Source organism: Sorangium sp. So ce887, assembly GCF_051521455.1.
GTDB lineage: Bacteria > Myxococcota_A > Polyangia > Polyangiales > Polyangiaceae > Sorangium.
The window spans coordinates 450,702-470,031 of the sequence record NZ_CP150354.1; the positions used below are offsets into that span (position 1 = coordinate 450,702).

The window sequence follows — 19,330 nt, forward strand, 5'->3', positions numbered from 1 at the left end:
CGTACCATCGCGGTCCCGTCGCACCGTCGCCGGCGCTGATCGGGTGTGGCCCAGCGGGGCGCCCTTAGCTGCGCGGCACGTCCGATGTTCGCGCGGTGAGGCGAGGGGGGAGCAGGACCTCTCGCGCGACCTTCCCGCCCGCCAGCATTTCAAGGAGCAGCCGGACCGCTTCGCGTCCTATCGCGCCGACGTCCTGATCGACGGTCGCGACGGGATAGCGCAAGAGATCGGCCATCAGGATGTCATCGAATCCGACGACGTCGATCTCGTCGGGCACGGAGAGGCCGGCGGCGCGGATGGCCCGCAGGGTCCCGACAGTGGTGCAGAAATTTGCTGCGTAGACGGCCAGAGGTCCACGCAGCCGCTGGAGAAGCTCGACCATGCGCGTCTCGGCCTCTTCCGGGGTGGCCTCCTTCAACTCCTCGATGGCCGCCGCCTTGACGCCGCTCCGCGTCAACTCTGCCCGGAACCCGTCGAGACGATGTCGGTAGGTGGGGATGTCGAGCGGGCCGCCGATGTAGACGAGCGACCGATCCTTGTGCCTGAGAAGGTGGCGGAGCGCCAGCACCGAACCGGCGGCGTGATCGGTGCGCACGCACGCCACGTCGAGGTCCGGGACCGCCCGGTCGATCTGCACAAAGGGAAGTCCCTGCTTGTGCGCCGCGATGAGATCGCAATCCCCTCCGGAAACCGGGGACACGATGAGCCCATCCACCCGGGACTCGTGCAAGAGCTGCAACGCGCGACGCTGGCGCCCCGCGCTACCGGCCAGGTGACTCACCACGAGGGCGTAGCCGTGGAGCTCGGCCTCGCGCTCGGCGCCGACGGCTATCCCGGCCCAGATCGGGTTCGACAGGTCTTCGACGGCGAGGGAGATCGCGTACGATTTTTGCTCCCGGAACGCCTGGGCCATGGCGTTGGTCCGATAACCCAGCTTCTGGGCCAGCGTCCAGACCCGCTCCACCGTGGCGGCGCTGATGCGAAATTTCGCATGCTTGCCCGTCAGGACGTGAGACACCGTGGTCTGGGACAACCCCAGGCGTTCGGCGATGTCCTTCATACGGATCGGACGCAGACCGGGCACGTGCGGGGGGTCGGGGTCGGGGGGATCGTTCAAGCTCGCGCTCTCTTTAGCTAATTCGGATTAGCTGTTGACGCTAGCACGGACATGCATAGTATTGAAGCGGAATACGCGGTCGGTGTTTGCGGTCCCTCGCGCGCGAGGGGGCCATGGCAGCGATTCTACGGATCCACCAGACCATTCTGGTTCAAGCCCGCCTGCTCCAGGAGACAGCGATGACACAGAGTGAACCGGTGATTTTGGGCTTCATGGGCAACCGGGGCTTCTTTCCGACGGAGTTTGCGGAGGACGGAGCGAAGGCCACCCGATCGGCTGTGGGCCATGTGCTCGGCGGGCGCGTGCGCTACGTCGATCTCGGTAACGTCGAAACCTACGCCGACGCGCGCGCGGCCGCGGGCGTCGCCCAACAGTACCGCCGCACTCCCGACGGCGGCGGGGCCATTGGCGTCATCTGCTCGATGTACAATTTTTCCGATGAAAACGGGATTCGGGACTTTCTGCGGCTGGCCGACCTCGATGTGCCGGTGCTGCTGCACACCGAGCCTGACGTGCGCGGTCTGGGACGCATGGGACAGAAGGGCCGGCGGGACGGGGCGTGCGGGCGCTTTTCGGCCGCTAACGCGCTCCGCCACATCGGCTACCCGTACACCCTCACGTCCAAGCATTGCGAGGCCGTGAGCTCGGCCGCCTTCGCGGACGATCTCCACGCCTTCTACGCGAGCTGCGTTCTGGCATCGAAGTTTCGTCGCCGGGGCCGCGGCGTGCGCCTCGGGTTGGTGGGCTCTGGGCCCGACGCGTTCCAGACGGTCACCAACGTCTCCACCGAGCTGCTGGGGCACATGGGCCTGAGCACGGTCGGCCTGGAGCTGATCGCGCTCGATCGACAGATGCGTAAGGTCTCGCCGCGCGAGCTATCCACTCAGCTGGAAGCGGTCTCCGGCTACATGGCAGCGGCTGACGTTCCGCGCGCCTCACTGGAAGCGATCGCCCGGATGGGCGTCGTCTTCGATCGCTTCGTGAAAGAGAATGACCTCGACGGCATCGCGGTGCGCTGTTGGACGGAGATGCAGAAGTACCAGATTGGCGGAGAGGTGGGCGTGATGCCCTGCACCTGCATGAGCATGCTCTCGGACAAGCTCATCCCCGCCGCCTGCGAAACCGACATCGCGGGCTGGATGGGGATGTACATGCTCCAGTGCGCTTCCGGGCTCGTGCCGCTGCTCGGCGACTGGAACAACATGTACGATGACGAGCGCGAGGAGGTGGATCTCTTCCACTGCGGCGTTTGGGCGAAGAGCGTGATGCGCCCCGGCGCCCGCATCACCCGCCAGGAGATCCTGGCCACCCAGGCCGACATCGGCGCGGAGAACACCTGGGGCGCGGTCGACGGCGAGCTCAAGGCGGGCACCTGCGCTTTTCTGAGACCTTGCACCAACGCGCGCGAAGGCAGCGTGTTCCTCTACGGCGGGGTGGGCCGGGTCAGCGAAGAAGGCATCGACACTTTTGGCACTCGCGGCCGCATCCAGATTCCGCGCATTCAGGAGCTCTTTCGCTATTTGACGCAGCCCGAGCGGGCGGTGGAGCACCACACCGCGCTCGTGGTCGGGACGCACAAGAACATCGAGCTGACGATGAAGGCGATTCGAGACGCGGTGCCCTACATCAATGCCCAAGCGGGCCTCAGCCGCAGCGGCCAAGCGCTGGTTGATTTCTACGAGCACAGCCAGGTGGGCGAGCTCTGAGGCCGGAGCTCAGGTCGCCTGCGTGCGCGCGCGGATTCGCTCCCGACCGCCGACGGTCACGCTCTACGGCAGCGTGCGCGGACTGGCGCAGCCACCACGGCGCACGATCGCGGACCACCGTAGGCCGATCCTCGTCGAGGCAAGGATGTCGGCGATCTCCACGAGATAAGTGCCCAAGTCGAGTCTAGAACGCCCCCAGCACGCCGACACCGCCCCCGTCCGGACCGATGAGCGGCACCACGCGCGCCTGCACGCGCCCCGGCCGCGCTCCGGCCGCGCTCGCGCCCTCCGGTCCCGACCGGCCCGACGTCAGCACCAGGATCGCCCCTGCGCCGATCGCGGCGACGCCCACGCCGATGCCGATCGTCGATACGAGCGCCTTGGTCTCCGCCGCTTCGATCTCCGCGCGACCCAGAGGGGAGCATTGCTTGCCCGGACAGAGCGCCGCGTCCTTCTCCGCGTCGCCAGCCTGCCCCGCAGCGAGGATCCCGAACACGGCACCGACGCCGAGCACCGCCGCGCCGGCGCCCCCGATCACGAAGCCCGCGGTGCGCAGCCCTCCGCTGCCGCCGCCGCCACCTGCGCTGCCGCCGCCGGCGTCGCCGCCCGCCGCCGGACCCCGCGGCGCGGCGGTCGTCTTCGCGGGCGGCGCGGGCTCGAGCTTCGGGACGGAGATCGCCTTCAGGTCGGCGCTCTCGCCGACCTGCACGGTCGTCGACCACACCGAGTAGCCGCTCGCCGTCGCCTCGACCTGGTGCGACCCAGGATCGATCGGGATCGGCGTGCCGAGCGCGGCCGCGGGGATGTCGTACCCGTCGATGCGAACCAGCAGGCCCGGCGTGCCCTCCGCGACGAGCTGGATCTTCGAGAGCCTCGGCTCCAGCGCGTTGATGTGCTCCTGCGCGAACGCCTCGCGCGCGGCGTTGCCCTCCTTCTTCGAGGCGAAGAGCGCCTCCTTGAACTGCCCCCACGCCGTCGCCGTCCTGCCGAGCCCCTCGTTGCACAGCGCCAGGTTGAGCAGCGTGCCCGTGCCGGGCCGCAGCCGCTGGCTCTCCGCCAGCTTGGGGCACGCCTCGGCGTACGACTTCACCTCCATCAGGCGGCGCCCCTCCTCGAACAGCGTCTGGGCCAGCGTCGGATCGCCGCCCATGCCCTGCGCCGCAGCGCCCGCGGGCGCGAGCAGGGTGGCCGAGGCAAGGACGACCGAGGCGACGACGAGTCGAGCGCGACGGATCGCGCGGGGCGCATGCAATCTCGAGAAGATCATGGGGTGGGCTCAGTGCGGATCGTTCAGGTCGATGCCTTGCGGAGGACGCTGGGTCGCTGGAGGTGGCAAGGGGCGGCCGGCCGGCCCGCTGCGCCCCGCCGGCGCCCGCGGAGGCGCCGCCCTCGTCGGCACCGACGCGGGCGAGGCGGACGCCGAGGCGCTCGCCGACGCCGAGGCGCTCGCCGCGGCAGTGTCCGTCGCCGCCCCCGTCGGCAGGATCGTCGGCCCGTCCGGCGTCGCCGCCCCGGGGTCGGACACCGGCCGCTCCGCGGTTGGCGTCGGCGCAGGCGCAGGCGCAGGCGCGGCGGTCTCCGTCGCGCTCGCGGTCGTCGCCTGCGTCGCCGCCGCGCCGCCCGCGTCATCCGCGTCGCCCCGGCGGAGCATGAACACGCTGACCGCGAGCACGCCGAGGACGAGCGTCGCCGAGAGCAGCGTGATCGCGATGATCACGGCAGGAGAGGCCGGCAACCCGGGGATCCGGCGCCCCTCCGACGAGATCCCCAGGTGGGTCGACGAGGCGAAGGTCGCGGCGGCGCGCGAGCTCATCGGCGCGCTGTACGGACCGGGGACGATCTGCTGATGCGGCGCGGAACCTTCGGGCGGCACCGGGCTGAGCCTGCCGCCATCGCCGGGCGGCGCGCCCGGGGGGCCGAAGGCCGGCGACGAAGACGGCCGGGCAAACGGCGAGGACGGGTGCGGGAACGGCGTCGTCCCGGGGGCGACCGGCGACGGCGAGAACGGCGACGGCGGGTGAGGGTAGGGGGTCGCCGCAAAGGCGACAGGCGACGGCTGCGAGAACGGCGCCGCCGCGTCGGGGTGCGGCGTCCCGGGGTGCTGCGGCGGCGCGGCGGCGGCCTGACCGGCTGCCGCAGGCGACGAGAGCCCCGGCCACGACGGCTCGCGGAACGCCGGCGACGAGGCCCGCGCGTCCACGACCGAGAACGAGGGCTGCGACGCGCGGTGCCCGCCGGCGGCCGCGGCGTGCAGCGACAGGCCGCCCATGCGCGCGATCCGGACGAGCGTCGGGTACGTGCGCGCGGGCGCGAACGGGGCGAGCGCCACGACGAGCTCGGCGACCGACGCGTACCGCTGATCGCGATCGCGGGCATAGGCCTTCTCCAGCACGGTCGCGAGCGGGGCGGGCACGTCGGGGCGCATGTCCCGGAGCGGCGTCGGGGTGCCGGTCAGCACCTCCGCGCAGAGCTGCGGCAGCGTCTCCGCGTAGTACGGCTGCCGGCCGGCGAGCAGCTCGTAGAGCGAGACGCCGAGCGCATAGATGTCGGTCCGGTGGTCCACCGAGCGCGTCTGCCGCATCTGCTCCGGCGACATGTACAGCGCCGAGCCCAGCGCCGCGTCCGTGCCCGTCAGGACGTCGACGGCGCCGGTCGCCATCTTCGAGATGCCGAAGTCGAGCACCTTGACGAGCGGCGAGCCGTCGACGCGCGTCGTCAGGAACAGGTTCGCCGGCTTGAGATCGCGGTGCACGATGCCGAGCCCGTGGGCCTCGGCGATCGCCTCGCTGCCCTGGACGATGTAGTCGACCGCGTCCTCCAGGCCGAGCACGCCGTGGTCCCGGAGCAGGCGCGCGAGATCGCTCCCGGTCAGGAACTCCATGACCATGTACGGGGCGCCGTTCTCGAGCGTGCCGACGTCCGAAACACGGGCGACATGCTCGCTCTTGACCCTCATGCCCGCCTTCGCCTCGCGCAGGAAGCGGCCCGACCCCTCCGGGTGCCGGCTGAGCTCGGGCAGCAGGAACTTCAGCGCGACCCGCTCGTCGAGCACGATGTGCCGCGCCTCGACGACCACCCCCATGCCGCCCTGGCCGATGATCCGCTCCACGCGGTACTTGCCGGCGAGCACGGTCCCCGGCTCGACCGGGGGCAGCGAGGGCTGTTTCGTCTCGGAACCCGACACAGCGGGCGATGATCACCGCTTCGCCCTCGGACGGCAAGCGCGCGGCGCCGGTGTAGGGCCGCGGCGCCGCACGGCCGGCAGAACAACGCGAAAGATGCAGCAACGCGCGCCGCCGCGCGGCCGCTCCGCGCACGATGACGCCGCCGCTCGTCGCGCCGCCGCCGCACGGTCACGCCGCCGCGCCCGCCACACGCCGGCGTCTTCGCGCCGCTACACCGCCGCATTCTCGCCGAATCCTTCAGGAAACGAACGCGCCGTGCGTCCAGAACACGTCGCGGAGAGCGAGACGGAACGGGGGCAACTCTGGTTGGATAGGGCCACCCCCGGAGAGAACCACCGTGCGCCTGCTCATCCAGCACCGGACCCGTTACACCTACCCCCAGCCCGCCTCGCTCGGCCCGCACCTCATCCGGTTGCGGCCCGCGACGCATGCGAAGGCAAAGATCGAATCGTACAGCCTGAAGCTCGAGCCGCACATCGCGGCGCACTGGCAGCAGGACCCGTACGGCAACCATGTTGCCCGGGTGCTCCTGCCCGCGGGGGAGCGCGCCTCGCACCTCGACATCCTCGTCGAGCTCGCGGTCAGCGTGCGCCCCGTCAACCCGTTCGACTTCTTCGTCGATGAGCGCGCGGAGCACGTCCCGTTCGCGTATCCGGCCGAGCTCAAGCAGGACCTCGCCCCCTTCCTCGACAGCGCCGATCCGTCGATCGCGCGCGGCCCGCTGTTCGACGAGTTCCTCGCCGGGCTGCCGTCGCAGGGCCACACCGTGACGCTCCTCGTCGCGCTGAACACCGCCGTGAACCGGCGCATCAAGTACGTCATCCGCGAGGAGGCCGGCATCTGGACGCCGGAGGAGACGCTCGCGCAAGGGCGCGGCAGCTGCCGCGACTCGGCGGTGCTGCTCATCGCCGCCCTCAGGTCCCGCGGGCTCGCCGCGCGCTTCGTGAGCGGCTACCTCGTGCAGCTGACCGACGAGGGGATGATCCCCGACCAGCCGCGCGGCGTCAGCCGCGACGTCGTCGACCTGCACGCGTGGGCCGAGGTCTTCCTGCCCGGCGCGGGCTGGATCGGCCTCGACGCCACGAGCGGCCTGCTCTGCGGCGAAGGCCACATCCCGCTCGCCTGCACGGCCTCGCCCGCGCTCGCGTCGCCGGTCGAGGGCACGAGCGACACGCGCGCGAGCGACGTGACCTTCGAGATGAAGGTCGGGCGCCTCGGCCACGAGCCGCGGCCCACGACGCCCTACGAAGAGCCCGTGTGGCAGGAGCTCCTCTCGGTGGCGGATCGCGCCGACGAGCGGCTCGCCGCCGCGGGGCTGACCCTGACCATGGGCGGCGAGCCGACCTTCAACTCGCGCGAGTACCCGGACGCGCCGGAGTGGCGCGAGGGCGCGCTCGGCGCGACGAAGTGGTCGCAGGGGCTCCGGCTCGCGCACGAGCTCCGGCGCCGGATCACGCCGGGCGGCCTCCTGCTGCTCCGCGCCGGCAAGCACTACCCCGGCGAGAGCCTGCCCCGCTGGGCCCTCGAGATCGTCGGCCGGCGCGACGGCGTCCCCCTCTGGACCGAGATGTCCGGGGCGCGCCACGCGGACCCCGCGGTCGCGCCGAGCCGCTCGTCGCGCGGGAAGAACGTCGCGCTCTCGCGGAAGTTCGCCGAGGCGCTCGCGACGCGGCTCGGGCTGACCGAGTTCCTGCTGCCGGCCTACGAGGACCCCTGGCGCCACCTCCAGGACGAGGCGAACCTGCCCACCGAGGTCGACCCGCTCAAGGCGAACCTCGACGACCCGGAGGAGCGGCGGCGCCTCGCGCGGGTGCTCGATCGGGGGCTCGGCAGCGAGGCCGGCTTCGTCCTGCCCCTCACGCGCCAGTGGGGGGCGTGGATCAGCGAGCGCTGGGGCTTCCGGCGCGGGAACCTCTTCCTGATCCCGGGCGACAGCGCCCTCGGCCTGCGCCTGCCGCTCCGCTCGCTCGTCGCGGTGGCCCCGCCGCCGCCCCTCGAGGAGCTCGTGTCGCCGCCCGATCCGCGGCGCGGCGAGCCCGAGGCCGACGAGGAGGAAGAGAAGCAGCGCCGCGTCGAGCGGCTGGACGACGACGGCGATCCGGAGCACGCCGAGACGGCGCGCGCGCGGGCGGCGCAGCGGCACGCCCACGAGGGCAAGCGCGAGGCGCAGGCCCAGCGCGCGGCGCCGGCCGCGGGGCGATCGGGCTACGGGGTGCGCACGGCGCTCTGCGTCGAGACGCGCGACGGCACGGTCCACGTCTTCCTGCCGCCGCTCCTCGCGCCGGCCGACTTCTTCGAGCTCATCGCGGCGATCGACGCGACCCGCCAGGAGACGGACATCGACGTGCTGCTCGAGGGGTACCCGCCGCCGCCCAGCGCGGACGTGCTCCGCTTCTCGGTGACGCCGGACCCGGGCGTGCTCGAGGTGAACCTGCCGCCGACCGACGGGGTGCGCAAATACGCGTCGCTCCTGGAGACGGTGTTCGACGCGTCGCTCCACAGCGGCCTGCACTGCGAGAAGTACCTCGTCGACGGGCGCATGGCGGGGAGCGGGGGCGGCCACCACCTCACGTTCGGCGGCCCGACGCCGCGCTCGAGCCCCTTCCTGCGCCGGCCGGATCTGCTGGCGAGCCTGCTCACCTTCAACCAGCACCACCCGTCGCTCTCGTACATGTTCGCCGGCCTGTTCGTCGGCCCGACGTCGCAGGCGCCGCGCGTGGACGAGGCGCGCCACGAGAACCTCTACGAGCTGGAGATCGCGCTCGCGCGCGCGTTCGAGCGGCGCGAGGGCGAGCCGCCGTGGCTCTCGGACCTCCTGTTCCGCCACCTGCTCGTGGACATGACGGGCAACACGCACCGCGCCGAGGTGAGCATCGACAAGCTGTTCGATCCGCAGACGGCGCACGGCCGGCAGGGGCTCATCGAGCTGCGCGCGTTCGAGATGCCGCCGCACTTCCGGATGGCGGTCGCGCAGTCGCTGCTCGTCCGCACGCTCCTGGCCTCGTTCGCCGAGGAGCCGTACACGGGCCAGCTCGTGCGCTGGGGCCAGGCGCTGCACGACCGCTTCCTCCTGCCGTACTACCTGTGGCGCGATTTCGAGGACGTGCTCGATCACCTGAAGCAGCGCGGGCTCGCGCTGCCCGCGGACGCGTACCGCCCGTTCATCGAGCTGCGCTGCCCGGTGGTGGGCACGCTGCACGCCGGCGACGTGATGCTGGAGGTGCGCAACGCGATCGAGCCGTGGAACGTGCTCGGCGAGGAGCTGACCACGACGGGCACGTCGCGCTACGTGGACTCGTCGATGGAGCGCATCGAGGTGCGGGTGCGGGGGCTCACGCCCGAGCGCCACACGGTGCTCGTGAACGGCCACGTGCTGCCGCTCCGGCCGACGGGGACGGCGGGCGAGCTCGTGGGCGGCGTGCGGTTCCGCGCCTGGGCGCCGCCGCACAGCCTGCACGCGCACCTCGGCATCCACCACCCGGTCCACCTCGACCTCCTCGACACGTGGGCCAAGCGCTCGATCGGCGCGTGCGCCTACCACGTGTGGCACCCGGAGGGCCGCGCCTACGACGCGGCGCCGCTCACGCGGTTCGAGGCGTCGGCGCGGCGCGCGCAGCGGTTCACGATCGAGGGGCCGACGCCGTGGCCGGTGATGGGCAAGCCGGCGTCCCCCCACGGCGACGCGCCGTACACGCTGGATCTGCGGCGCTACCCGGTGGACCGGCCGCCGCCGAAGCCGGTGAAGCCGCCGACGCCCGACGACGAGGGGTGAGCCGGCGCGGCGGTGTTCGGTGAGCGGCAGCGCGGCGGCCTCCTGTCGAGAGGCTTCCGCGCTGCCGGTCTCCGGAGCTGACCGGGACCGACGTGGGAGACCTGGTGGGCGCCTGGACGGATGTCAGGCGCCCACGGTCGAGGCGAGTGTGGCATTTCAGCCCAGCGCTCCCGAAGCGCGCGCCGCGCGCCGATGCACGGGAAATCCGGGACGCAGGGAGTCCGAGCCCGGCCGTGGCCTGCGCCCGTGTGGCGATTTGTCTTCGAATGACATCCTGCGTCCATCGGCGGCGGCGGCGGCGACGCGACGTCCGGTGTCGGGCTCGCCCCACGCGGCGCCGCGCGTCTCGAGGGGGCGCCGACGCGTGCGTCGCGTGCGTCGCGTGAGAAGCGCGATTGGTACGTCCCCTGCTTGGGTGGTCGATGTCCCCTGCATCGCATGCGGACAGCACACAAAGAAGGAGGACAACCCATGATTCGCAAGATGTTGGCTATGCTTCTGGTCTCGACGATTCCCCTGGCGGCTGGCTGTTTCGTCGATGCGGACGACGACAAGGACGGCGATGACTGCATCACCACGTGCTCGACGGAGCGCGACGACTGCGTGTCCGCGTGCGATGACGACGGCGACTGCATCTCGGCGTGCGAGGAGGATCACGACTGCGATTCTCTGTGCATCTGAGCCCGGAGTCAGGGCAGCCCGGGCAGGCGCCGCGAGAGCCACGCGGCGAGCGACGGGCGCGTCCGGAGCCTGAGGCGCATCGGCTGGATCCCGGAGGGGAAGGCCGCCTCGGCGAGCGCGGGCATGAGGTCCTCGTCGACGTTCTTGAGGGCGACAACGCGCTCGTCGCGCCGCTCGATCCAGACGAGCTCGCCGTCCTCGGCGCGCCCGAGGCGCGGCTCGCCCTCGTCGAGCGCCGCGCCGCCGTAGAGCTGCCACAGCGCGGCCTCGATGCCCGCCGCGGCCTCGGGGTCGTCCCACGCCGAAGCCCACGCGGTCCCGGTCGCGTCCGTCTGCCGATCGCGCACGAACAGGGCGCGATCGCCGTCCCAGGTCGCGGCGAGCGCGCGCATGTCCCCGAGCGAGGGCGCGCCGTCGAGCGGGCGCAGGAGCAGGTAGGAGAGCCACTCGCCGAGCGAGTCCCAGTCGAGCGGATCGAGCCGGTCGGCGAGCTCGGACGGCACCTCCTCGAGCCCGACGCGCACCACGGGATCCTGGCCGTCGAGGGTGAGGATCTGCTGGGTGGTCGCGGGGATGCGATCGGAGAAGAGCGCGTCTTCTCGCGACCAGTCGAACGGGAACGGCCTGTCGGACCTGGGCGACGCCGCGCTGGCGCCGGTGAGGTTGTGGACGCAGTACTCGAACCCGAACCCGTAGGCGAACGACGGATAGTCGACGAACAGGGCGGGGAGCTCGTTCTTCTCGAGGATCTGCTCTCCCGCCGAGCGCGCTGCGTCGATGAGGACAGCCCAGTTGATCTGGTCCAGATCGGCGTCGCTCTGTTCCTGCACGAGGAAGCGCACCTCGGCGAGCATCGCGTCGCCCTCGACCGCCGCCCTCAGCGCGAGGTGCGCGTCGCTCGTCAGCGTCGCTTCGAGGAGCCCGCCGAGGTCGAAGTGCTGGTCCTGGAGCCCGTGGACGTACTCGTGGATGAGCACCTGGTCGTCCACCTCGCCGATGAGCGAGATCGCCTTGTTCTCGGGCGAGTACCAGGCGGCGAACAGGTCCATCGACTGGCCCAAGGTGGCGTGCAGGTCCATGTCCGGCGGGAAGTAGCCGAGCCGGCCGTAGGTGGCGGCGAGCGTGGCGAGCTCCTCTTCCGCGATGGCGGCCGCGGCCTGCGCCGCCTCCGCGTCGACCTCGTCTCGCGTGACGGTGCGGACCGGCACCTCGCGCTCGAACGACAGCTCGCGCACCTGCTCGGCGCGCGTGGCGAGCCAGGCGAAGCGGCTGGCCGCGGGGTCGTCGTCGTCGCCGCAGCCGGCGATCAGGGGAATGGACGACAGCAGGAGAACGAGCGCGGGTTGCCGGAAGAATCGACGCATGGCGCTCCACCTCGCATGTTCACGCCCCCTGCACGTGGTGGCGCGCGAGGAGATCGTTCTGGATCCAGAGCAGCTTGTTGAAGGCGCGCAGCGTGCTCACCTCGGTCTGCCGGTCGAGGCCGAGGGACAGGATCGTCTGCAGCAGGGCGTCCGCCACGAAGCCCATGAGCGCGTTGATCTGCACGAGCGGGACGACGAGCTCGGGATTGCCGGCCTTGGCCGTGTGGATCCGCCCCACCATGTCGAGGTAGGCGACCATCTTCACGTCGTAGGCGTGGGTCACGAGCCGGACGAGGTAGTCCGCGAGGTGCTTCTTGCGGAACTTGACCTGCTCGTGATCCAGCGTGAGCGACAGGAGGTCCACCGGGGCTTGCCCCTCGTAGCCGTGCTGCTTTGGCACGAAGTGGCGCTTCGTGGCGTCGTAGAGGAACAGCTTCTCGTACACCGCGTCGACGAGCCCCTCGACCCGCGGGGCGAGGTGCTGCGCGGCGCCGTGGATCGCGGCGATGTCCGCCTGTCCAAAGCCGATGAACTCGATGAGATACCCGAACCTGGTTTCGAGATCTGACTCCAGCAGCTTTTCGTCGATGTGTTTCATGGCAACCGATGCTCCTCTTCGCCTTCGCGCGGGCGGCGTGCCGCGGAACAACGCAGGCCGACGACACAGGAGCAGCTGTCCGCTGTCAAGCCTTGACTTGGCGGGGCCATCGCGGGCTCATCGGGCCGCCGCGCCGCGCGCGCGTTCGCCGCCGCGCCCCGCGCTCGATCGCGGAAAGCCACCTGGCGCCTTCACGGCGCACGGAGGCCCCGGCGGTGATGGCCGCTCGTGCGGCCGGGTAGGGGGAGCTCTGATCCAGAGTGCAGGCTGCGACCGATGGTCGGGCTGGCCTGCCGTTCTTATTGCCATGTACCGCTGGGAGGGCGATCGGCCTCTCACCACGAAACGGCATCAGGAGGAGGCATGCAGAACACTGGACCGAGCGAGGATCCGAAGGGCGCGGGCCCGAAGCCGCCTTTCGAGGGCAAGAGTCAGGACCGGCCCGGCATCGAGGCCAAGATGGATCCGAGGCCCGATTACGGCGAGTCGTCGTACAAGGGGCTCGGCCGGCTGAAGGACCGCGTCGCGCTGATCACCGGCGGCGACAGCGGGATCGGCCGCGCCGTCGCGCTCGCGTTCGCCCGGGAGGGGGCCCACGTGGCGCTCTCTTACCTGAGCGAGCACGAGGACGCGAAGGAGACGGCGCGGGTCGTCAAGGAGGCGGGGCGCGATGCGATCACGATCCCCGGGGATCTGGCCGACGAGGCCCATTGCCGGAAGGTGGTCGAGGAGACGGCGCGCAAGTTCGGGCGGATCGACATCCTGGTGAACAACGCGGCGGAGCAGGGCAAGGCCGCCGAGCGGTTCGAGGACATCGACGCCGCGCGCCTGGAGCGCACGTTCCGCGTGAACATCCTCGCGATGTTCCACCTCGTCCGGCTCGCGCTGCCGCACATGAAGGAAGGCAGCTCGATCATCAACGTCGCCTCGATCCAGGCGTATCAGCCGAGCCCGACTATCCTCGATTATGCGTCCACGAAGGGGGCGATCGTCACCTTCAGCAAGGGCCTGGCGCAGGACCTCATCCAGCGCGGCATCCGGGTCAACACCGTGGCGCCCGGCCCCGTCTGGACGCCGCTCATCCAGCAGTCGTTCCCGGAGGAGAAGGTGGCCACCTTCGGCAAGGACTCCCCGATGCAGCGCCCTGCGCAGCCGGCCGAGCTCGCCCCTGCGTTCGTGTTCCTGGCCTCGAACGAGGCCAGCTACATCAACGGCGAGGTGCTCGGCGTCACGGGCGGCAAGCCGCTCTAGGAGCCGCTGAACTGCGTCAGATCGATGCGGACACCGAGGTGGAGGAGCGCCTCCTCGGGCCGGGTGAAGGTGCCCACCGGCCTGACCTGCCCCTTCGAGAGCCGCTCCACCTGGAGCACCCCAATCGCGCTCTTCAGGAGGACCGCCGTCTTCTTGAACCCCTGCATCAACCGCGCGTTGGACGGCGCGAACGTCGCCTCGAACCGGTCGTCGTTGCGCATCGGTGCGTCCCGGGCGTCCACGAACAGGAGAGAGCGCGGTCTGGAGATGATCCCGAGCGCCTGCTCCAGGCGCTGGAAGTTCTGCTCGACCTCCCCGAGGCTCGGATAGGGCGGCGAAAACCGCTTGAGGAACACGAGCTGCTGGGCCGGGTCGTGGTAGACGGCCGTATACGGGTTCCGCTCGAGCTCGATCAATCCGCGGAGAGGCACAGCCAGATGTTAGGCCCATTCCCCTTTGGCGTCGACCCCCGCGGCGCCGCGCCGCGGACCGCGGCGGCTCACCGCTCCTCACAATCGACGCTGCACTGCGCCCCTTCGCACGCGAAGACCTCGGCGGCGGCCGGCGCGCCGCTCTCGTACAGCATGGCGCACACCCCGGGGCAATCGGCGTCGTCGGCGGCGCACGCGTCGGTGCACGCGAGCAGCCCCCTGCACACCGGGTCGGCGACGCACGCGTTCATCTCGGCGGCGCACCGCGCGTAAAGGCAGGACCCGCAGGGAGACAGCGGAGCGCGCGACGGGCACTGCGCGTCGCACCGCTCGGCCGCACAGCCGCCTTCGAGCAACACGTCAGAGATGCCCGCCTTGTGCGCGGTCATGCACCTCTGCCGGCACGGCTCGTCTCCCGTGGCGCAGCCGAGAAAGCAGTTGGCCAGCGCGTCGCACTCCGCGCTCCGCTGGCACGCGCAATAGCTCTCCTGACAGCGCAGCGCGAGGCACGTCGTGCACGGGTCGCCGAGCGAAGCGCAGGCGTACTCCGGTGCTCCGCCCGCCCCGCCGCCGCCCGCCCCGCCGCCGGTCGCGACGGAGCTCGCCCCGCCGCTTCCCCCGGCGCCCGCGCCGCCCGCGCCCGCCGGACCGGCGCCGCCCGCGCCCGCACCGCCCGCGCCCGCACCGCCGGCCCCGCCCGTCCCGGGGCTGCCCGGCGCCGAGCTGCAGGCCGATGCGAGGAGCGCCACAACAGCGCACTTCTTCCAGGAAGAACGGGCCATGGTCGACGCTACCCCGAAGGCCGGCGGTAGCTCAAGGTGGGGGGCGGAGCCCGCGTGCTACCGTGGCCCGACCAAGGAACGTCCTCATGGCCCTCATCATCGATCGAGACCTGGAGCGCTACGTCCACGACCACACCGAGCCGCCCCCCGCGCTCCTCGACGAGCTGCGCGAGCACACCCTCGCCAACGAGCCGAGCGCCGGCATGCAAGTGGGGCGGGTCGAGGGCACCCTGCTCAAGCTGCTCGTCGCCCTCATGCAGGCGCGCCGCGTGCTGGAGATCGGCACCTTCACGGGCTACTCGGCCCTCAGCATGGCCGAGGCGCTCCCGCCGGACGGCGAGCTCATCACCTGCGACCGCGACCCGGACGTGAGCCGCGTCGCCCGGTCGTTCTTCGACCGCAGCGAGCACGGCAAGAAGATCAGGATCGCCCTCGGCGACGCGCTCGACACGATCCGCGCCCTGCCGGCGAGCCCGACCTTCGATCTCGTGTTCATCGACGCCGACAAGGAGCGCTATTCGACCTACTACGAGGAGGTCCTCCCGCGCGTCCGCCGCGGCGGGCTGATCGTCGCCGACAACACCCTCTGGAGCGGCGAGGTCCTCGCCCCCCAGACGGTCGACGGCCGCGCCATCGCCGCCTTCAACGATCTCGTTTACCGCGATCCCCGGGTCGAGAAGGTCATGCTCTCCGTTCGCGACGGGGTGACGCTCGCGCGCAAGCGCTGAGCGGCCAGGGCCCTCCGCGCGCGCGGGCCCGCGCAGGCGCCGGCCCGCGCGCGTCCGAAATCCTGGCGGAGTCCAGGGCGCGCGGCGCTAGAGTCCAGCCCAGCATGCTGCTCACCATCGACGTCGGGAACACCAACATCAGCTTCGGGGTGCTGGAGGGCGTGGTGCTGCAGCACCACCTCCGGTGCGAGAGCGCGCGCTCGCGCACCGCGGACGAGTACGCCGTGCTCGTCCGGCAGATGCTCGACCTCCGCCGCGTCGATCTGGCCCGCATCGACAGCGCGATCATCGCCAGCGTCGTGCCGACGCTGACCGACACGATGGTGGGGCTCGTCGAGCGGGCGTTCGGGATCGAGCCGCTCGTCGTGGGCCCGGGCATCAAGACCGGCATGGCCATCCTCTACGAGAACCCGCGCGAGGTCGGCGCCGACCGGATCGTCAACGCGGTCGCGGCGCACGAGTGGATCAAGCGGTTGCCAGAGCCCGCGCCCCGCTCCGCGCCGGCGCGCGAGCCCGCGGCCGATCCCGGCCGGGGCGATCACGCCGCCACCGGCGTCATCGTCGTCGACTTCGGCACGGCGACGACGTTCGACTGCGTCACCCCGAAGGGCGAGTACCTGGGCGGCGTCATTGCGCCGGGCATCCAGATCAGCGCCGAGGCGCTCTTCTCGCGCGCCGCGCGGCTGTCCCGCGTGGAGATCGCCCTCCCGCCCCGGGTCGTCGGCCGCAACCCCGTCCACTCGATGCAGTCGGGCATCGTGTACGGCTACGCCGGGCTCGTCGACGGGCTCGTGACCCGACTCCGGCGGGAGCTCGGCTACCCGTGCCGGGTCATCGCGACGGGCGGCCTCGCGCGGCTCATCGCGCCGCAGACCGAGACGATCGAGGAGGTCGACGACGACCTGACGCTCACCGGGCTGCGCCTCATCTACGAGCGGAACGCCGAGCGCAACAGCGGCCCCGCCACGCAGCCGCCCGCGGCGCGCGGAGGCGGCCAGGATTGACGACGCCCGCGTCCGGCCGCGATCCCGCGCGCGCCCCCGCCGCGGCGCCCGCGTCCGGCCGCGCGCCCCGGGGCTCGCTCGCCGTCGTCGCGGCGCCCGTGGTGCTCGTCGGCGCGCTGCTCCTCGCGGTCCTCCTCGGCGCCGAGCCCGTCTCGGTCGAGCGCGCCCTCGCGGGCCCGGGCCTCGACCGGACGCTCCTCCTCGATGTGCGCCTGCCGCGCGTGCTCCTCGCGGCCATCTCCGGCGCCGGCCTCGCGGCCGTGGGCGCCGCGTTCCAGGCGCTGCTCCAGAACCCGCTCGCCGAGCCGTACGTGCTCGGCGTCTCCGGCGGCTCCGCGCTCGGCGCCTCGGTCGCGATCGCGCTCGGCGTCGGCTCGGCGACCGTCCTCGGCGCCACGCTCCTGCCCGCGGCGGCGCTCGTCGGCGGCCTTGTCGCGACGGTGCTCGTCTACGCCATCGCGCGCGGCGCGGCCCAGGGCACCTCCGGCGCCTCGATGCTCCTCGCCGGCGTGATCGTGAACTCGATCGCCGCCGGCCTCATCTCCTTCCTCAAGACGGTCGTCTCCCCCTCGCGCTCCCAGCAGCTGCTCCGGTGGCTCATCGGCTTCATCGAGCTGCCCACGACCTCGGCCCTCCTCGGCGTCGCCGCCTACGTCGTCGCGGGCTGCGCGGTGCTCCTGGCCGACGCCGCGCGCCTGAACCTCCTCTCGCTCGGCGACGAGTCGGCCGGGACCCTGGGCGTCGAGGTGCGCGCCGTCGAGCGCCGGATCTTCTTCGCGTCCTCGTGCGTGGTCGGCGCGATCGTCAGCCGCACCGGCCTCATCGGCTTCGTCGGGCTCATCGTCCCGCACGCGGTCCGCCGGCTGGCCGGCGCGGATCACCGGCGGCTCCTGCCGCTGTCGCTCGTCGCCGGCGCCGTGCTGCTGACGACGTGCGACCTCGTCGCGCGGCTCCTGTTCCGGTGGCTCGGCACGGAGCCGCCCGTGGGCGCGGTGACCGCGGTCCTCGGCGGGCCGCTGTTCCTCGCGCTGCTGCGGCGCTCGCCGCGCATGTGAAGGGGGCGCGCCGGGCCGATGTCGGACCGGCGCGGGGGCGTCAGGCCATGCCGAGGAGCTTGTTCATGCTGGCCTCGTCGGCCGGCGTGAACGGGTAGCGATCGAACTCGGCGCTCGTGACCCACCGGAAGGCGTTCACGGCCAGCGACGCGAGCTCGCCGCTCTCGATGTGGCACTCGTAGAGGTACAGGTCGACGACGTAGCGCTCGTACGGGTGGCTCACGAACGAGATCAGCTGGCGCACGTCGATCTCGACGCCGAGCCGGTGCCGGACCTCGCGCTTCAGCGCGGCCGCGTCGGTCTCGGACTCTTCCACGCGTCCACCCGGGAACTCCCAGAGCATCGGCAGCACGGCGGTCGGGCGGCGCTGGGTGATGAGGTAGCGGCCGTCCTGTTCGATCACGGCGGCGACCACGCGGATGGTGCGGACCATTTCCATGGCGAGTGCCTCAGCGACGCCCAGCGTACGACGGGGCGCGGGGTTGTGCGAGCGGGACGGTCGCGTCCTCGGGGCCCAGGTCGCGCGGCCTCACACGGACACGCGGAACAGCTGCTGACCCATGAGCAGGATGTCGCCCCCCGTGATCTCGGTCTCGCCGAGGACGCGGAGGAAGGTGCCGTTCGAGCTGCCGAGGTCCGTGAGGAACAGCCGGCCGCCCTGGAGCGAGATCTGGCAGTGGAGCCCCGAGACGTAGCCGTCCTCGGGGAAGAGGATGTCGCCGCGCTCGCGCCCGAGGTGCAGGCCGGTGTCGGGGACGGGGAACGCGTTGCCGGTCGCGTCCCTGCCGATGATCAGCGCCAGCCGGGCGACGTAGCCCTTCGAGGGGCTGCCGAGCCGCTCGACCCCGTCGGGCGTCGCGGGCGCGGGGGCGAGCGACTCCAGGCGGACGATCTCTTGGCCGACGCGGAAGACGTCGCCGGTGTCGAGCTGCACCGGCGTGTCCCTGCGCAGCCTGCGGTAGACGCCGTTCAGCGAGCTCTCGTCCTTGACGAACAGCCGCCCGCCCTTGATCGAGAACGTGGCGTGGCGCGGGGAGAGGTAGCTGTCGCCGCCGAAGATCGCGCCGGCGTCGCGCCCGATCGTCGTGGGGTTCGCGGGCAGGGTGTACGTGCCGGCCTCGGTGCCGTCGGCCCGGAGCGCGGTCAGCACCACGCTCGCGGCGCCCGACGTGGACACGACCGGCGCGGGCGGCTGCACGGACAGGCCCGTCGGCTTGAGGAGCTTGAAGCCGCAGAGCGCGCAGAACTTGTTCGACGGCGGGTTGGGCTCCTGGCACTGCGGGCAGACGACCGTCCCCGCGCCGGCCGACGCCGCGGGCGTCGACGGCTGCGCGGCGGCTGCGGCTGCGGCCTTCCTGCTCGTGCCGGTGTCCTCGCCCCGGACCGGCGCCATGAACGCCGCGGGGTCGACGAGCGCGGGCGGCGGGAGCGCGCCCGGGGCCCCCTTGTGGGCGCCGGTGCCGATGGCGGTCGGCTCATCGCCGTAGTTGTTGTTCGACCGCGAAGCCGCCGGCACGCCATGGGGCGGCGTGCCCGGCGCGAACTTTTTCGGCGAAACGTCGCGAGGCAGCTCGGCGCCGCAGCCGAGGCAGAACTTGTAATGGTCCTGATTTTCCTTAGAGCACTTCGGGCAGGTGATCACCAGGCCTCCTCACA

General features: G+C 71.9%; 16 protein-coding genes. 7 read left to right on the forward strand and 9 right to left on the reverse strand.

The genetic code is table 11. From position 1 onward, the window contains the following. Positions 1 to 64: 64 nt before the first annotated feature. Entirely contained in the window at positions 65 to 1,117 is a 1,053-nt protein-coding gene (locus WMF36_RS01780; RefSeq protein WP_437577824.1) for a LacI family DNA-binding transcriptional regulator, read from the reverse strand. A gap of 179 nt (positions 1,118 to 1,296) precedes the next feature. Between WMF36_RS01780 and WMF36_RS01785 the strand changes: the two genes are divergently transcribed. Then, positions 1,297 to 2,823, forward strand: coding sequence for an L-fucose/L-arabinose isomerase family protein (locus tag WMF36_RS01785; protein WP_437577825.1), 1,527 nt, complete (start codon positions 1,297 to 1,299; stop codon positions 2,821 to 2,823). A gap of 184 nt (positions 2,824 to 3,007) precedes the next feature. Here WMF36_RS01785 and WMF36_RS01790 read toward each other — a convergent pair whose 3' ends face one another. Together WMF36_RS01790 and WMF36_RS01795 are read right to left on the reverse strand one after the other, a co-directional pair. Then, a complete protein-coding gene (locus tag WMF36_RS01790; protein WP_437577826.1) occupies positions 3,008 to 4,090 on the reverse strand; it encodes a hypothetical protein in 1,083 nt (360 codons plus the stop codon). Positions 4,091 to 4,099: 9 nt separating this feature from the next. Continuing rightward, positions 4,100 to 6,007, reverse strand: coding sequence for a serine/threonine-protein kinase (locus WMF36_RS01795; RefSeq protein ID WP_437577827.1), 1,908 nt, complete (start codon positions 6,005 to 6,007; stop codon positions 4,100 to 4,102). Between the two features lie 338 nt (positions 6,008 to 6,345). Between WMF36_RS01795 and WMF36_RS01800 the strand changes: the two genes are divergently transcribed. After that, positions 6,346 to 9,780 carry a DUF2126 domain-containing protein gene (locus WMF36_RS01800; protein WP_437577828.1) on the forward strand — a complete coding sequence of 1,145 codons (3,435 nt, stop codon included), beginning with the start codon at positions 6,346 to 6,348 and terminating at the stop codon, positions 9,778 to 9,780. 471 nt (positions 9,781 to 10,251) lie between these two features. Then, positions 10,252 to 10,461 carry a hypothetical protein gene (locus tag WMF36_RS01805; RefSeq protein WP_437577829.1) on the forward strand — a complete coding sequence of 70 codons (210 nt, stop codon included), beginning with the start codon at positions 10,252 to 10,254 and terminating at the stop codon, positions 10,459 to 10,461. 8 nt (positions 10,462 to 10,469) lie between these two features. On the opposite strand, the gene WMF36_RS01810 is transcribed toward WMF36_RS01805, so the two are convergent. Together WMF36_RS01810 and WMF36_RS01815 are read right to left on the reverse strand one after the other, a co-directional pair. Next, positions 10,470 to 11,825, reverse strand: a complete 1,356-nt coding sequence (locus tag WMF36_RS01810) for a hypothetical protein (RefSeq protein WP_437577830.1) — start codon at positions 11,823 to 11,825, stop codon at positions 10,470 to 10,472. A 19-nt stretch (positions 11,826 to 11,844) separates the two neighbouring features. After that, entirely contained in the window at positions 11,845 to 12,423 is a 579-nt protein-coding gene (locus WMF36_RS01815; RefSeq protein WP_437577831.1) for a protoglobin family protein, read from the reverse strand. A gap of 363 nt (positions 12,424 to 12,786) precedes the next feature. On the opposite strand from WMF36_RS01815, the gene WMF36_RS01820 reads away from it, so the two are divergent. Continuing rightward, positions 12,787 to 13,674, forward strand: coding sequence for an SDR family oxidoreductase (locus WMF36_RS01820; RefSeq protein WP_437577832.1), 888 nt, complete (start codon positions 12,787 to 12,789; stop codon positions 13,672 to 13,674). On the opposite strand, the gene WMF36_RS01825 is transcribed toward WMF36_RS01820, so the two are convergent. Further along, positions 13,671 to 14,105, reverse strand: a complete 435-nt coding sequence (locus tag WMF36_RS01825; protein ID WP_437577833.1) for a hypothetical protein — start codon at positions 14,103 to 14,105, stop codon at positions 13,671 to 13,673. The genes WMF36_RS01820 and WMF36_RS01825 overlap by 4 nt on opposite strands. 68 nt (positions 14,106 to 14,173) lie before the next feature. After that, entirely contained in the window at positions 14,174 to 14,887 is a 714-nt protein-coding gene (locus WMF36_RS01830) for a hypothetical protein (protein WP_437577834.1), read from the reverse strand. A gap of 86 nt (positions 14,888 to 14,973) precedes the next feature. Between WMF36_RS01830 and WMF36_RS01835 the strand changes: the two genes are divergently transcribed. The 3 genes from WMF36_RS01835 (at position 14,974) to WMF36_RS01845 (ending at position 17,674) form a co-directional block, all read left to right on the forward strand. Then, positions 14,974 to 15,615, forward strand: coding sequence for an O-methyltransferase (locus WMF36_RS01835; protein ID WP_437577835.1), 642 nt, complete (start codon positions 14,974 to 14,976; stop codon positions 15,613 to 15,615). 104 nt (positions 15,616 to 15,719) lie between these two features. Next, a complete protein-coding gene (locus WMF36_RS01840) occupies positions 15,720 to 16,619 on the forward strand; it encodes a type III pantothenate kinase (RefSeq protein ID WP_437577836.1) in 900 nt (299 codons plus the stop codon). Beyond that, positions 16,616 to 17,674 carry a FecCD family ABC transporter permease gene (locus WMF36_RS01845; protein WP_437577837.1) on the forward strand — a complete coding sequence of 353 codons (1,059 nt, stop codon included), beginning with the start codon at positions 16,616 to 16,618 and terminating at the stop codon, positions 17,672 to 17,674. The genes WMF36_RS01840 and WMF36_RS01845 overlap by 4 nt, the downstream gene beginning before the upstream one ends. A 40-nt stretch (positions 17,675 to 17,714) precedes the next feature. Here WMF36_RS01845 and WMF36_RS01850 read toward each other — a convergent pair whose 3' ends face one another. Beyond that, entirely contained in the window at positions 17,715 to 18,113 is a 399-nt protein-coding gene (locus WMF36_RS01850; RefSeq protein ID WP_437485865.1) for a (deoxy)nucleoside triphosphate pyrophosphohydrolase, read from the reverse strand. A 90-nt stretch (positions 18,114 to 18,203) separates the two neighbouring features. Further along, positions 18,204 to 19,316, reverse strand: coding sequence for an FHA domain-containing protein (locus WMF36_RS01855; RefSeq protein ID WP_437577838.1), 1,113 nt, complete (start codon positions 19,314 to 19,316; stop codon positions 18,204 to 18,206). Between the last annotated feature and the right edge of the window lie 14 nt (positions 19,317 to 19,330).

What these genes read in the sequence shown, in the direction of transcription:
- WMF36_RS01805 (WP_437577829.1), top strand. Translation starts at nt 10,252, where the DNA reads ATGATTCGCAAGATGTTGGCTATGCTTCTGGTCTCGACGATTCCCCTG.
- WMF36_RS01820 (WP_437577832.1), top strand. Translation starts at nt 12,787, where the DNA reads ATGCAGAACACTGGACCGAGCGAGGATCCGAAGGGCGCGGGCCCGAAG.
- WMF36_RS01830 (WP_437577834.1), bottom strand. Translation starts at nt 14,887, where the DNA reads ATGGCCCGTTCTTCCTGGAAGAAGTGCGCTGTTGTGGCGCTCCTCGCA.
- WMF36_RS01840 (WP_437577836.1), top strand. Translation starts at nt 15,720, where the DNA reads ATGCTGCTCACCATCGACGTCGGGAACACCAACATCAGCTTCGGGGTG.
- WMF36_RS01790 (WP_437577826.1), bottom strand. Translation starts at nt 4,090, where the DNA reads ATGATCTTCTCGAGATTGCATGCGCCCCGCGCGATCCGTCGCGCTCGA.
- WMF36_RS01835 (WP_437577835.1), top strand. Translation starts at nt 14,974, where the DNA reads ATGGCCCTCATCATCGATCGAGACCTGGAGCGCTACGTCCACGACCAC.
- WMF36_RS01785 (WP_437577825.1), top strand. Translation starts at nt 1,297, where the DNA reads ATGACACAGAGTGAACCGGTGATTTTGGGCTTCATGGGCAACCGGGGC.
- WMF36_RS01810 (WP_437577830.1), bottom strand. Translation starts at nt 11,825, where the DNA reads ATGCGTCGATTCTTCCGGCAACCCGCGCTCGTTCTCCTGCTGTCGTCC.
- WMF36_RS01815 (WP_437577831.1), bottom strand. Translation starts at nt 12,423, where the DNA reads ATGAAACACATCGACGAAAAGCTGCTGGAGTCAGATCTCGAAACCAGG.
- WMF36_RS01850 (WP_437485865.1), bottom strand. Translation starts at nt 18,113, where the DNA reads ATGGAAATGGTCCGCACCATCCGCGTGGTCGCCGCCGTGATCGAACAG.